The sequence below is a fragment of the Halomonas sp. HG01 genome, from assembly GCF_000968715.2.
In the GTDB taxonomy this organism is placed as follows: domain Bacteria; phylum Pseudomonadota; class Gammaproteobacteria; order Pseudomonadales; family Halomonadaceae; genus Halomonas; species Halomonas halophila.
In genome coordinates, this window is the sequence record NZ_CP022134.1 from 1640140 (window position 1) to 1653908 (window position 13769).

The 13769-nt window shown below is 51.1% G+C and carries 9 protein-coding genes; 2 read left to right on the top strand and 7 right to left on the bottom strand.

Annotated features, from left to right (window positions below; all coding sequences use genetic code 11):
• Positions 1-3 precede the first annotated feature (3 nt).
• Both UN84_RS07775 and UN84_RS07780 read left to right on the top strand, forming a co-directional pair.
• Positions 4-2085: a DEAD/DEAH box helicase gene (locus UN84_RS07775; RefSeq protein WP_046078678.1), complete on the top strand. Its 2082-nt coding sequence runs from the start codon at positions 4-6 to the stop codon at positions 2083-2085.
• Positions 2086-2438: 353 nt separating this feature from the next.
• The gene (locus UN84_RS07780; protein WP_202020713.1) at positions 2439-3407 is read left to right on the top strand and encodes a GIY-YIG nuclease family protein; all 969 of its coding nucleotides are present in this window, start codon (positions 2439-2441) and stop codon (positions 3405-3407) included.
• Positions 3408-3670: 263 nt separating this feature from the next.
• Here UN84_RS07780 and UN84_RS07785 read toward each other — a convergent pair whose 3' ends face one another.
• From UN84_RS07785 to UN84_RS07815, 7 genes are all read right to left on the bottom strand, one after another.
• Complete coding sequence (locus UN84_RS07785; protein WP_046078776.1) at positions 3671-5689, bottom strand: DUF3732 domain-containing protein; 2019 nt, start codon at positions 5687-5689, stop codon at positions 3671-3673.
• Positions 5686-6144: a three component ABC system middle component gene (locus tag UN84_RS07790; protein ID WP_046078680.1), complete on the bottom strand. Its 459-nt coding sequence runs from the start codon at positions 6142-6144 to the stop codon at positions 5686-5688. The genes UN84_RS07785 and UN84_RS07790 overlap by 4 nt, the downstream gene beginning before the upstream one ends.
• Positions 6131-7273 carry a hypothetical protein gene (locus tag UN84_RS07795; RefSeq protein WP_046078681.1) on the bottom strand — a complete coding sequence of 381 codons (1143 nt, stop codon included), beginning with the start codon at positions 7271-7273 and terminating at the stop codon, positions 6131-6133. The genes UN84_RS07790 and UN84_RS07795 overlap by 14 nt, the downstream gene beginning before the upstream one ends.
• Positions 7274-7313: 40 nt before the next feature.
• Positions 7314-7736: a DUF6262 family protein gene (locus UN84_RS07800; protein ID WP_046078682.1), complete on the bottom strand. Its 423-nt coding sequence runs from the start codon at positions 7734-7736 to the stop codon at positions 7314-7316.
• Positions 7733-9853, bottom strand: coding sequence for a tyrosine-type recombinase/integrase (locus UN84_RS07805; RefSeq protein ID WP_046078683.1), 2121 nt, complete (start codon positions 9851-9853; stop codon positions 7733-7735). Before UN84_RS07805 ends, UN84_RS07800 begins: the two co-directional genes overlap by 4 nt.
• Entirely contained in the window at positions 9844-11052 is a 1209-nt protein-coding gene (locus UN84_RS07810) for a tyrosine-type recombinase/integrase (RefSeq protein WP_237022384.1), read from the bottom strand. The genes UN84_RS07805 and UN84_RS07810 overlap by 10 nt, the downstream gene beginning before the upstream one ends.
• A 336-nt stretch (positions 11053-11388) precedes the next feature.
• Positions 11389-13713 carry an FdhF/YdeP family oxidoreductase gene (locus UN84_RS07815; RefSeq protein WP_046078684.1) on the bottom strand — a complete coding sequence of 775 codons (2325 nt, stop codon included), beginning with the start codon at positions 13711-13713 and terminating at the stop codon, positions 11389-11391.
• Positions 13714-13769 lie beyond the last annotated feature (56 nt).

Genomic DNA, 13769 nt, shown 5'->3' on the forward strand with positions numbered 1-13769 from the left:
GGTATGGCAGAGCTGATCAAGGTCGAATACGCCCGCACGGGAAAGAGTTCCAGCAGCAACGCACTGGGGATGCGCGAGATGCAGGCGCGGGCCTACGAGAAGCGTGATAGCCAATATTTGCTGCTCAAGGCTCCTCCGGCCTCCGGTAAGTCCAGGGCGCTGATGTTCTTGGCCCTGCACAAACTCAACCACTTAGGGCTGCGTAAGGCCATCGTGGCGGTGCCGGAGATGTCCATCGGGGCTTCGTTCAAAGACACCGACCTCACCTCATACGGCTTCGGCTGGGACTGGCACGTCGAGGATCGCAACGACCTCTGCCGGGCAGGCAACGACAGCGGCAAGGTGGATGCGTTCAGCCGCTTCATGGCCGATCCCAATGACCGGACCCTGGTCTGCACCCATGCCACGCTGCGTTATGCCTTTGCCAAGTTGAAATCCTCAGACTTCGAGGACTGCTTGGTGGCCATCGACGAGTTCCACCATGTCTCTGCCGATGATGGCAATAGGCTAGGAGGGCTCATCGATGATCTGATGCATGGCTCCAACGCGCACATCGTCGCTATGACCGGCAGCTACTTTCGTGGAGACGCCGCCCCGATCCTACTACCTGACGATGAAGCCCGCTTCGACAAGGTGACTTACACCTACTATGAGCAATTAAATGGCTACCGACATCTGAAGTCTCTGGGCATCGGCTATCACTTCTATCAGGGACGCTACCTCGATGCGATCCGCGAAGTATTAGATCCGGACAAGAAGACCATTGTCCACATCCCCAACGTCAACAGCGGGGAAAGCACCAAGGACAAGTATGGTGAGGTCGATCATATCCTCGATGCATTGGGCGATGTCGAGGTGCAAGACAGCCGCACGGGCATCGTTACCGTGCGTCACCCCAGCGGTAAGCAGCTAAAGGTCGCTGATCTCGTCACCGACACCCCCATCCGCCGCGACGTGCAGGAATACCTTCGCCAAGTCACTAAGCCTGAAGACGTCGACGTCATAATTGCCCTGGGGATGGCCAAGGAGGGCTTCGACTGGCCCTTCTGCGAGCATGTGCTGACCATCGGTTACCGCAACTCGATGACAGAGATCGTCCAGATTATTGGGCGTGCTACCCGCGACAGTGAGAGCAAGACTCATGCACAGTTCACCAATTTGATCGCTCAGCCCGATGCGGACGATGAGGATGTGAAGGTCAGCGTCAATAACCTGCTCAAGGCGATCACTGTTTCGCTGCTGATGGAGCAGGTGTTGGCACCCAGCGTGTCGTTCAAGCCGCGCTCGCGCATGCGGCCAGACGAGAAGCCTGAGCCGGGCACTGTGGTCATCGACGATACACAGGCACCGGTATCAGACAAGGTGATGGGTATCCTGGAGTCTGGTGGTCAGGAAGACATCATCTCAGCACTGCTTCAAAAGCCCGAAGTGGCCGCCGCTGCGGTGACGGAGACCACTGAGCCTGAGGTTATCAATGAAGTGGAACTACCGAAGGTCATCGAGCGGTTACACCCCGACCTAGATGAGAGCGAGCGTGAGGTGCTGCGCGAAACCGTCCTCACCACCATGGGGGCTCGATCTACAGGGGGACTATTAAGCGAGGACGAACTGCCCGAGGGAGCTGAGATCCATGAGCCTGGCCAGGTCTATGAGACTGATGAGAATGGCGTGCCTGTCGATCCCGGTGCTGCCCCGGATGGGCGCAGTCCCGGTGGTGAAGCCGATAACGGTGAGCTGAAGGGCAACCGCCAGTTCATCAAGATCGGTGAGAAGTTCGTCAACATCGAGCACCTTAACGTTGATCTCATCAACCAGATCAATCCCTTCCAGGGCGCCTACGAGATTCTGTCCAAGGCGCTGACCGCCCCGGTGCTAAAGACCATTCAGGACACCGTGATCGGCAACCGCACGCAGATGACCGAGGAGGAGGCAGTAGTGCTGTGGCCCAAAATCGTTTCCTTCACCAAGGAAAGGGGCCACCCGCCCTCAGTGCACAGCGATGACCACATGGAGGTCCGCTACGCCGAGGCGTTGGCTTACATCCAGCAGAAGAAACGGGAGAAGATGAAGGGAGCATCAGCATGATTCGGGCGCGTCGAGAGCCGCCCAAGCGGCGTACGCTGGATGACATCTTTGCCACACCCGATGAATTGGGGCTACTGAACGTGGCACCACCCAAATCGTCGGCACCGACTGCCGATCAGCGGTTGGTGTCGACCCTCCAGGGCATTGAGGCTTTCGTAAGCGCACATGGACGCGAACCACGGGAAGACGCGAAAGACCTCAACGAAGCCACACTAGCCGTCCAATTAGCCGCTCTGAGAAGCGATCCAGCCAAGGTAGAGGGGTTAGCTGCCTGGGACACCCTCAGCCTACTGAGGAGCTCTGCGAGAGATTCTGAGGATACCAGTCAAGACCAGCCTGCTACGAGCTCAAGAGTGGGGCAGAGGGGCGGCAGTGGTGAAGTGGAGGCCATTTCGCCCACGCCAGAGCAAGCGTACGTATCGCCGGATAGCGTTACATCGCTGAATGATATCTGGGATAGCGACACCCTTGGGCTGTTGAGCGGCGGGGACGAGAGTGTCGAGTCGATCTTCGACTTGACCCATGTGCCCGAGAACAGTGAGCGGGATATGCCCGACGAGATCGCTCAACGCACCCACTGCGACGACTTCTATCGATTCGAGGGGCTGTTTGACCTGGTGCGGGAGGAACTGCGTGAAGGAGACGCCGAGGCGGTGCCGTTCCAGATGGAGTCGCAGATCGACGAAGGTAACATGTTCGTGCTTAACGGCATGCTGTGTATCGCCGATCAGGTGGGGGAGGAAAGCGTGGGCGCCGGACGCAAATTCAACCCACGTCTTCGGGTCGTCTTCGACAACGGCACTGAGTCCAACCTACTCCTGCGTTCACTCGCTAGTGCGCTCTACAAGGATGAGACAGGCCGGCGAATTCTCCGGCGTGACAGCACCTTCGATGCCATGCAGGGCATCACGCATCATGACAAGCGCACCGGGTTGATCTACATCCTGCGCTCACTGAGCAAGGACCCGGCACTGCGCGGCATTCGCAACCTCTACAAGATCGGTTACACCGAGAAAGAGCTGGACCGACGCATCGCCGGAGCTGAGCGTCAGCAGACCTACCTGGAAGCGCCCGTGCAGATCGTGACGTCGTTTGAGTGCTACAACCTCGACCCACGTCGATTCGAGCGTCTGGTCCACGCCATGCTCCATCTCCAGCGAGTCAACGTCCAACTGCACAGCCGGGATGGCAGCACCTACCGGCCCCGCGAGTGGTTTGACGTCGAGCTGGACACGGCTAGGGAGATCGTGAGACGGATCGTGGATGGCACAATTTCTCAGTATCGTATGGATAATACGGTAGGGCGGCTGGTGAAGAAGTAGTCTGACAAGCTTTAAAGAAGGCGGGAAAAAGATGATAAATAAAAAGAAATCACCACTAAATCGGCTGCGGGGAAGTGTAGTAGATTTTAAGGGGCCGTTTGAGCCAATCGAAGAGGATTCTTGGGAAGCTTTGAAGACCCCAAGCAGTAGTGACAAAGTTGTTTTAAACGGCCCTAAAGATAAGAAGCGCCCTCGAGAAGGGCGCGCTAATAACCCTAAATGAAAGTTGATGAGGGGGTGTTTCCTCACCGCTGACAAGCCATTTATAAATTATTGGGCAACGGATGGATCAAGCCACGCTTACGCCACCTATTGTTATTAACCAGTGATTCAAAATCTACTCCGTTTGAAAGAGCAAGGTCGTCAGCGTGATCAGTGACGATCAATTGAGGGGAAAAACCAAATTCATCCATGTTGGAATTGCAATATATAGACAGTTGGCTAAACAAATTCTCGACTGACTTTATGTCCTCATCGGCACTGTCATCACTTTCTATGCGGGCCTCCATGCGCTCTATTGATTTTCTATCAAACTCTTCGCCAGTATCTCGTTTGAAACTTGGGAAATAGACTTGGGTTGGCTGGTCAATGAATAGTATCGATGGAATAGAGCACTTCTTCCCAAGGGAAGCAAAATATTTATGGAGAGCTAAAAATAAAGTCAAATGACTATACAGCCAATTTGCACCACTCCCCATAGACCTCAAGAAGATCTTATCGCCATCTGGTGCCTCGTGATACAAGTCAAATGTTTCGAATGAAAACTTAAGGTTGATAGGCTGATAGCTATCCTCAAAATCAAAGTTTCTTCCAATTTCACGCATGTGCTTATTTACGGCGCGATTAGCCTTTCTCATACCTTGATTGTAGTCATATTTTGCTAACTTTCTATCAATATCTGCTAGGCTTCCTCGTAGCTCCGTTATCTTTTCTTCGAGAGAGCTATCATCTGTTGTCCCGAGAGTTTCAAGCGTGACAAAAAGACGGTATTTTGTTTTTAGGAAATTTTCCTGAAGGCTTTTCCTATCGGCAAGCTCTTCTTCAGAGTCTTCGAGAGATTGAATCTGCTCCTGTAATTTTGAAATCTCCACCATCAAGTCACTAATACTTTGTTTGACCTCGGAGAGAGAAGACTGAAGCTTTGCACGGAGAGGAGACGCATGTTGTGCATTGTTCGAGATTTTATCTATAGCTTTTTTTAGGTTTATTGCACTTTCCTTGAGCTGTTCATGAGAAGTATGGCAAAATGGGCACACTGAATAAGCAATGTCAACACTATCTTGCGGACTTATTTCACTCATCCTTTCAGAAAGTTCTTTCTCATCGCTTATGCTTTTTTTAATAGAGTTGGCTTTCCTTTGCAAAGATCTTAGCTGAGATGTCTTAGAGGCTAGATCCATATTAAGTTCATTGAACTTGTTTGCAATAGCGTTAGATTGAAGATTTATATCTTCAAAAGATATGGATTGTTCGATTCTATCCATTGCTGAATTAGGGTGACGAAGAACTTCGTCCAAGGTTATAGAGAAGTTATTTTCTACACCCATAGCCAAATAAAGTTGCGTCAGCATAGGCTCGACTTTTCTTTTTTGGGCCTCTTTGACTCTTTCGCTGACATCATTCTCTCTAAGTGCTCTTCTAAGCTCTGTTGATACTTGTTCTTTCTCCTGAGAGAGAAGGAAGTAATCCTGATCAACTAGACCCAAAAAAACCTTAGAATGTTCGATGACTTGGTCACGTTTTTCTTTTTCATCAAATCTATAAAAAAGAGCATGTTTGTTTGCAACTAAGTTTTGATGCTGAAGCATAAAGGAGACAAAGCTACGGATAGAAGGTGTAGAGGCTTTTTTTCCCCTCATCTGCTTTGCGTTGATAGATTCATCAACATCATCAAGGTCAAGAAATAGACCCGTGACATGTTTTTTAAAAGCGGCGATAGGGATATAGTGCCCGCTATCAAAAAAGTCATGGGAAACAAGGTTTTTTGAATAGCTTTCAAGCTCTTTAAAAAAACCTTTTGCTGGGCTTCTCGTTGACCTAGCAAGCACTACGGTTCTTTTTTCAATGCTCAGGCAGACATAGTAGATTAAAGCGACTTCTGTAATCACTCCTTTAGGAACTGTGTATTCGGAGCTGGCGAAGCAGTAGTCGAATATTTCAATTAGAGCGCTCTTTCCAGTTGACGACTTCCCTGTTATAACATTGAGTCCAGGCTTCAGGAAAACTGGGTGTTTTTTGCCTGATACATCAATAACTCCCATTTCATTGATATATGATTTCATTTCGGCGTAGCTCCAAAAAAAGAGTATATTTCAGAAGGTGAGAATTGGCTAAAAAGTCTTCCAAGGTTGTAGGATGGCTTGCATGCTTTTGTTGACTTAAAACTTTCTGAACTAATTACCGAAAGGGTTTCAGGATCAATTTCTACCCAGTCATTGATTAGGCAATACTGAATGCTTTTGTCAGTCAAGTCGCTGAGAGAATCGATTCTTTCTTGCAAATCATATAGTAAAGCCCTGTCGTTAAAGATGCTCCATAAATTACTTCTTTTGGTGTCGCCAAACTTGGCTCTTGCCAATGAATGCTTGTAAATAGGATGGGTGGAAAGAGGGATGACGAGCTTGGATAATAACAGGTTCTCCTCCACGCCATTTAGACTCGAATAAAACGCAGAAATATATTGGCCGCACAGAAATGGGTTGTATTTAAGTGTATATAAAGCATCAGTGATCTTCATTTTTTCTAACTTCCCATTTCAAGTTTAATTCTTCATCATCCATGGCATCATGGATTAGTCCGTTCTTGAAAGCTAGAGGGGGAGCAGAGCAACCATCCATGGGGTTTGGTGGCTCGCTAATCACATCGTCATACAAGTCCTGCGAGCTAATTTTTGAGTCACGAACATGTCGGCAAGCCCTTGCGTATTTACGTTCATATTGAGTTACCAGTTCATCTTGGTATCTGTTTGTAGCGGTTCTGAATTGAGGCGCACCATCTAGCTCTTCGGCCAAGGAATTTTGCAGCTCAAACCAGTTGCCTATGGCTATAAATATTACATCCTTATAATCTATATCATCTATTTTTTTAACAAAGAGCTTTTCTCTGTGCTGCTCTAGCATATTATCATCTGCTTTGACTCCAATAAACCTGGGCATTGTGAACGTATGTCTGGCATATTGGGATGTTAGCCGAATTATTTCTTCATCGAACTCTTCCTTGGAAATGCACCATTTTTGATAAGTTGAAGATTCATAAACAAAACCTACAAGAGCTCTCAGAAAGCTATCTTTATTGTTCTTGGGAATCCCCGCTGCGCACGACCGAGCTATCTTTTCCCGTATACCATCTAAGTCTTCGGAGTTAGTAAAGATAACAACCCTTGAGAGCACGTCCTTGAGATGGCTGCTCTCTTTCGACATAACTTCAATCTGGATATTGAGGACTTCGCTTTTTTTATCGGAGTTAAGCTCTTCTGATGATCTATCACTATAGATGCTTTCTAGTACGCAAAGCCTCTTTTCACCATCTAAGCAATTCCAGTTGCTAAGACGTGATTTAGCACCAAATGGCTGAGTTGTATGTAGAATTAGCTTTTCATAGAGAGAGTGATCAAATTTTTCAGAAAGCCAGTTTTTGAGTGTTTTCCAAAGGTTTATGTGATGATCTGTTAAGCTTCCACCAAAATCCTTTACTTCAAACTGACTTGATTCTTCTTTATCTCCAATCAAGCTGACATCACCGTCCTTTTCAAACCAAATGCTTGCTCCTTCTTTTAAGTTTAAGCACTGATCTAGACCGATTAATGCCTGGTAATGAAAAGCCAGAGCAGTAGTCAATACGGAATGCTTTGTTTTACCATTACTCATAATTTCCTCTCAGTCCCTTACGGTAGCCTCACTGTATGTTTTATTTTGAAGAATTAATCCAATTTCTTCTGAAATGCTCAGATCGGCCGCGCTCTTTCTCCAGCTCTTGCTTAAGCCGAGCATTTTCCTTTCGAACAGAACTGAGCTCCTGCTTCAAACGATCCACTTTGTTGCGCAACACAGCCTCTATATGACGGTATTCCTCAGGAGTGCGGGAAGGGACCGCCACACCATCTATCTCTGACGAAGATGAACGTGCGTTATCACGCTCAGCTGATATGGATTCCTTGAAGTTATTGTACAGGTACTGCCTGCTAACCCCGGCGAGTGCAGCAATGTCTTTAAATGTAATGGCCTCATTACGTTCCTTCAAAGTCGCAATAGCTTCCTCTACGGCACGGCGCTTCCGCAAACTGCGTTCTTCTCTGGCCTTCGCTAGGCCTTCAGTGGCTTTGCCGCTCATTCGACAAACTCCAGTTTTATCTGTTTGACTTTCTGCTCAGCACCTTTGTAAATGCCGTCTTCTTCTATAGCTGAAACAATTTTTCCTAAAGAGTTGTAGACTTCTTTGTTCTTTCTGAGGCGTCGACCTGTGATTTCTGACATCCTTGTTTTTCCTGACTCTGCAAGCTCTTTGGATTCTTCTTGCTGCTCTTGAATGAGAGCGTCAATGGCAATTTTTTCAGATTTGAAGAACTCTACATCCTTCGCATCAGCCCTAAAATGTTTACATGTATAGCATGCGTTAGCGTGCTCACACCAATCTCCAATTTGAGCGGGCATTGAGCAGGCACCACCGCAGACACGTGTGGCTGCTAGTTGCTCTTTTCTTACAAGAAGCTCACCAATTTTGTCATCAACACTCCCATGGATAGTAAAGAATCTACCGCTACCTTTCTCAAGGAGAGCTTTTTTCTTCAATTCAAGCCTGTTGTTTACATAAACCGTCGCCATATCAGGACTGGTATGGCCAAGCTCCATCATGATATTAAGAATATCATGGCCGTTTTGTGCTAAAGATGTGCCCATCGTATGGCGAAGAGGATGCCAAGAAAAGGTGAGGGGGTTGCCTTCATCATCTCTCACTTGTTGACTTACAACTTTTTTCTTTATCTCACTCGCAGTCCAGTGTTGAGACACAAAACTTTCCCGAGTTCCCGTGACGTAAGGAAAAAGGTACTTTGTTGGGCTGCCATGCTTCTGGACTATAGCCTTCCGCTGATCTTCAATAGATTTTATTAAGGCTGCGTGAGACTTGTCGCTTTTGGAAAGCGGTTTTCTGTTCCACTTTCTGACTTTATTCTGCCAGAAGTGGAGGATCATAAAGTTATTATCATCCGGATCATCTTTAAGGCAATCAAAGAGCACTGAATGGCCATCCTCAGCGCGCATGCCCGTGGCAAGAATTAGTGTAAATATTTGAGGGACAGGGGAGGGGGCATCTTTGACAGCCATCTGAAGCTCGTCAATGATGCGCTGTGAGTAGGAGCGTCCCACACCTTCGTTCGTATATCCTATTCGACCCAACCCTTCTTTATAGTGAGTCTTCTTGATTTTCTTGGCTGCTCTTTTGGATACTGACAAAGAAGGCCATTTATCAGAGAACTCCCTTGATGCCGTTTGCAGCATCGCCACAGTGTCTGTAAACCAGTTTTTCCCAGATAAGCCTTTCCTATTGCCCCATGCTAAATACTCATTTTCAACCAGATCATCTGATATAAGAGCAGGAGAGGGGGTCTCAAATTTCTCGTGCATGAAATCGCGGAAGTTTATAAACCTCCCCATGTAATTAACAAGCGTACTTGGGGCCAGCTCTCCATGCTGAATCTTGTTTATCACATGAAAGCGTACAGCATCACGCAACCATTCAGGGTAACGGTAAAAATTAAGGTACTTATCTGTGGTACGCTGTGTGTCTTTGAATCTATAGTCATCTTCGCTATAAATGTCGTTAAGGTAGACAATCATCCGTCTATGAAGAGGCTTGAACTGCTCCCTCTGTATTATAATATTTTTGTGGATGTCGCCGGCAACTGTAATTCGGCCCGGAAGATATTCTTTTTCCACGATGCTGTTGTCTCTAACATAGCTCTGCTTGCTTTTCTTTCGCTTCGAGTTATGAGAGTACCTCGAAAAAATATCTAGAAACTCGGCATTATGTTTTCTAGAAAATTTTTCTTCGCTGCCCGAGGTATATCGAGTTTTAAACTCAGGGTGAGATATATCTGCCAGGAAAGAAACTCCAAAGCGACTGGATATTTCTTCCCAATCGGTGTTTAGCCATCTCATTGGCAGGCGTCTGCGCTCTACAGAAGAACGGGAATTGTTGCGTTCATCTGAAAGAAATTTTGCCCAATAGCATTTCAGCTCAAGCTGTGGTGTCAGTGGTAGCCCGGTAAATTCAATAGGGCTGTTAATCCCAACATGCTCATTCGTAAAACTCTTAATTGCTTTTACAAATGCTTCATCCCACACGTCACTAGAAATCAGCTTGCTGTCATAGGCTTCAATTTTTGCCGAGAGCTGCTCTCTATACAGGAGCTGGCTGTCGGCACTTCCCTGAATTACCTTTAGATCCATTTTACGCCTCTATCAGTGATATGCGGTAACTTCCTGAATTCTTCGAGGCGCTTTTCCAGTTTTTCTGGGCCCGTCAGATGAAGTTTTCGTATCTCATGGCTGAACAAATGTTTATAAAAATCCATGGTTGTCTGTGGGCTGGCGTGACCCAGGCGCTCCGCCACTTCGAGTAGTCCATAGCCGTCTACAATGGCTTCACTGGCATGCGTGTGCCTGAAATGATGCCAGGTGAAAGTCACAGCCGTTCGCTTCTTTAAGTAGTTCTTTAGATTCTCAGCATAACTTCGGGAAAGGGCTCGTCCAATGCTGCCTCGCTGAATATTACAAAATACATATTCGGTGCCCGCTTCAAAAGCGTCTTGATACTCATCGCTTGTGATGAAGTCTTCATACATATCGAGCAGGTAGTCCATGACCGGAATGGCACGAACACGTTGTCCTTTAGCCCTAGCACCATTCTCATTGTCGTCCCTAGGGATGATCCATATGATCTTATCTTCGAGGTCAATGTCTGTGTGACGGAGCCCCAGAGCCTCGCCAATGCGCATCCCTGTGTTGTAGAGCAATGTCACCAGAAAAGCATCTCTCAGCCTATGGCAAGCTTTGATTAGTAATAGGACGCTTTCTGGAGACAGGCGCTTTTCAGTGACCTGTTTCTGGATCTTCCCGATGTCACCGCGTAGGTAACGATCTTTCTGCTTGGTTGTGCGCCGGCTGTTGATGTGCTCAAGGAAGGGCTTATAGCTGTTGAGGCCCTGATGATGCTGTGACTGCGTTCCTCGGATGTGCTCGAATGGATCTCGGCCCTGGAGATAGCGATAGAAGGATTTGGTCGCCAAATGCAGCTGGTTTTTCAGCGATGGTGAAAGCTTCTGGAGAGAACGTGCATCAAAGGTTACGAGGTTTTCTGGCGGTGGCTCGTCTTTAGCGCTTAAAGCGTAGGGAAGCCACTGAAGGAAATGATCGTAATCGCTTACCGAAATGTCATAGATCGATTTGCCGATGGCGTTGAGGTAGCTACCTAAACGAGCCATGTGGCGTGCGTAGGCGACGATCGTGTTTGGTGAGAGGTTGGTTTCCTCAAGGTGGACGATCCAGTCACGCAGAGGGTCGACGGTGCCACCATCATGATCGAGCACGGTCCACGAGACCGCTGTGTCGCTGTAACGAATTTTGACGAGCCTCATGAGCATCACCATCCATGGAATGCTCCATATTTGACATGGTGAGCATATGAGTCAACCCGAAGGAGCTGATCTAAGCTCTGACACCTTAAGTGGACACAATTGACATAGACACCCTTGGTGTTCGTATTAACATAATATATATTATGCGAAATGTGTGTCGTGGCGGCTTGATGCCCTTGTGTCGTTATCGCGACACCCTGGCAGCCTGTCATGATGCCAAGTGTCGTCCAGCCTTCACGCTTCCGCCATGGGAACGCGCGTCGCGGTGCCGGAGAATGTCATGATCGACACGCCGGTACCCGGAACCCCTGCCGGGATTCCGGGCGCACGGCCCTGCGGTCGATGATGTCAGGCCGTCTCGGCGTCCAGCCGCTGGCTGGGTGCAGTGCGCTCGAGCCGGATCGCGATGAACTTCGAGGTCGGCGTGAAAGTCTGCTCGCCGTAGCTGTCGAGCGGCACCAGCGGGTTGGTTTCCGGATAGTAGGCAGCGGCCTGCCCGTCCGGCATGTCATAGGCCACCAGCTGAAAATCGCTGACCCGACGCTCGCGGCCGTCGTCCCACAGCGACACCAGGTCCACCCGGTCACCGGGTGCGAAGCCGAGTCGCCGGATCTCCGTCTCGCTGGCGAACACCACCTCGCGTAGCCCGAAGACGCCGCGGTAGCGATCGTCCAGTCCGTAGAGCGTGGTGTTGTACTGATCATGTGAGCGCAGCGTCTGCAGGATCAGGTCCGGCGTCTCGCCGCGGGCCAGCACCCCGGCGTTGACCAGCGCCTCGGGCAGCGCGTGGGACCGGAACCGGGCCTTGCCGCTGTCCGTGTGCCACACGCGCTCCGCGGCGGGATTGCCCAGATGGAAACCGCCGGGCTGGTCCAGCCGTGCATTGAAGTCCTCGAAGCCGGGAATGGTGTCCGCGATCAGTTCGCGGATGCGGCCATAGTCGGCGATCAGCGACATCCAGTCCACGGGATGATCGCCCAGTGTCGCCCGGGCGATGCCCGCGATGATCGCGGGCTCCGAGCGCAAATGTGCAGATCGCGGTGTCAGCTGGCCGTGGGAAATGTGCACCATGCTGAAGGTATCCTCGACGGTGACGCCCTGGGGGCCCTCGGCCTGCATGTCGATCTCGGTGCGGCCGAGGCACGGCAGGATCAGGGCGTCCTGGCCGGTCACCAGGTGCGAGCGGTTCAGCTTGGTGGCGATGTGCACGGTCAGCTCGCAGTGTCGCAGTGCGGCGTGGGTGCGCTCGGTATCCGGCGTGGCCTGGGCGAAATTGCCGCCCAGGCCGAGAAAGACCTTCGACCGCCCTTCTTCCATCGCCTGTATCGCCTGCACCGTGTTGTGGCCGTGGTCGCGCGGCACCTCGAACCGGAAACGCTCCTTCAGGGCATCGAGCAGCGCCGCCGGCGGCTTCTCGCCGATGCCCATGGTGCGATCGCCCTGCACGTTGCTGTGGCCGCGCACCGGCGACAGCCCCGCTCCCGGCTTGCCGACATTGCCGCGCAGCAGCTGAAGATTGACGATTTCCTGCACCGTGGCCACCGAATGGCGGTGCTGGGTGATGCCCATTGCCCAGCACATCACCACCCGTTCGGCGCGGCGATACATCCGGGCGGCCCGCTCGATGTCGTCCAGCGAGAGCCCCGACTGCGCGCGGATATGCGTCCAGGGCGTGGCATCCACGGCGGCCAGGTAGTCGTTCAGGCCGTCGGTGTGTTCCTCGAGGAAGGCGTGATCGAACACCGGCGGCTCTCCGGCCGCCAGCGCTTCGCGCTCCCAGCCCAGCAGATACTTCGCGATGCCGCGCATCAGTGCCATGTCGCCACCGAGGGCCGGCCGGAAATAGGCGGTGCTGGTGGGTTCGGCGCCGTTGCCGAGCATTTCCAGCGGTTTCTGGGGATGCTGGAAACGCTCGAGGCCACGCTCCTTGAGCGGATTGATGCAGATGACCTGGGCGCCGCGCTGCACCGCTTCGCGCAGCGGCTCCAGCATGCGCGGATGATTGGTGCCGGGATTCTGGCCGATGACGAAGATCGCATCGGCGTGCTCGAGATCGTCGAACACCACCGTGCCCTTGCCGACGCCGAGGCTGTCGGTCATGCCGATGCCGCTGGCTTCGTGGCACATGTTCGAGCAGTCGGGAAAGTTGTTGGTGCCGAAGGCGCGGACGAACAGCTGATAGAGATAGGCGGCCTCGTTGCTGGCCCGTCCGGAGGTGTAGAACTCGGCCTGATGCGGCGACTCGAGGCGATTGAGATGCTGGGCGATCAGCGCGAACGCTTCCTCCCAGGGGATCTCGACGTAGCGATCGCTGTCGGCGTCATAGCGCATGGGATGCGACAAGCGTCCCTGGTATTCCAGCCAGTAGTCGCTCTGCCTGAGCAGGTCAGAGACGCGGTGTTCGGCAAAGAAGGCCGGGCCGACGGTGCGTCCGGTGGACTCCCAGTTGACCGCCTTGGCGCCGTTCTCGCAGAACTTCACCAAACCGTTCTCGGGCGCCTCGCCCCAGGCGCAGCCCGGGCAATCGAAGCCGTGATCCTGGTTGGTCTTGAGCATGGCACGGATGTTCTTGACCGCATTGTCGCTGCCCAGCCAGCTCCTGGTCACGCTTTTCAATGCGCCCCAGCCACCCGCCGCCCTCGAATACTCCCTGATAGGATCGTCCTGGCTCATCGTCTCTTCTTCCCCAACTAATGAGCTACCTAACATATTCCTCTTGTCGCGCCGCA

Coding starts and splice junctions, on each gene's coding strand:
- UN84_RS07775 (WP_046078678.1), top strand. CDS start 4: ATGGCAGAGCTGATCAAGGTCGAATACGCCCGCACGGGAAAGAGTTCC.
- UN84_RS07785 (WP_046078776.1), bottom strand. CDS start 5,689: ATGAAATCATATATCAATGAAATGGGAGTTATTGATGTATCAGGCAAA.
- UN84_RS07790 (WP_046078680.1), bottom strand. CDS start 6,144: ATGAAGATCACTGATGCTTTATATACACTTAAATACAACCCATTTCTG.
- UN84_RS07795 (WP_046078681.1), bottom strand. CDS start 7,273: ATGAGTAATGGTAAAACAAAGCATTCCGTATTGACTACTGCTCTGGCT.
- UN84_RS07800 (WP_046078682.1), bottom strand. CDS start 7,736: ATGAGCGGCAAAGCCACTGAAGGCCTAGCGAAGGCCAGAGAAGAACGC.
- UN84_RS07805 (WP_046078683.1), bottom strand. CDS start 9,853: ATGGATCTAAAGGTAATTCAGGGAAGTGCCGACAGCCAGCTCCTGTAT.
- UN84_RS07810 (WP_237022384.1), bottom strand. CDS start 11,052: ATGGTGATGCTCATGAGGCTCGTCAAAATTCGTTACAGCGACACAGCG.
- UN84_RS07815 (WP_046078684.1), bottom strand. CDS start 13,713: ATGAGCCAGGACGATCCTATCAGGGAGTATTCGAGGGCGGCGGGTGGC.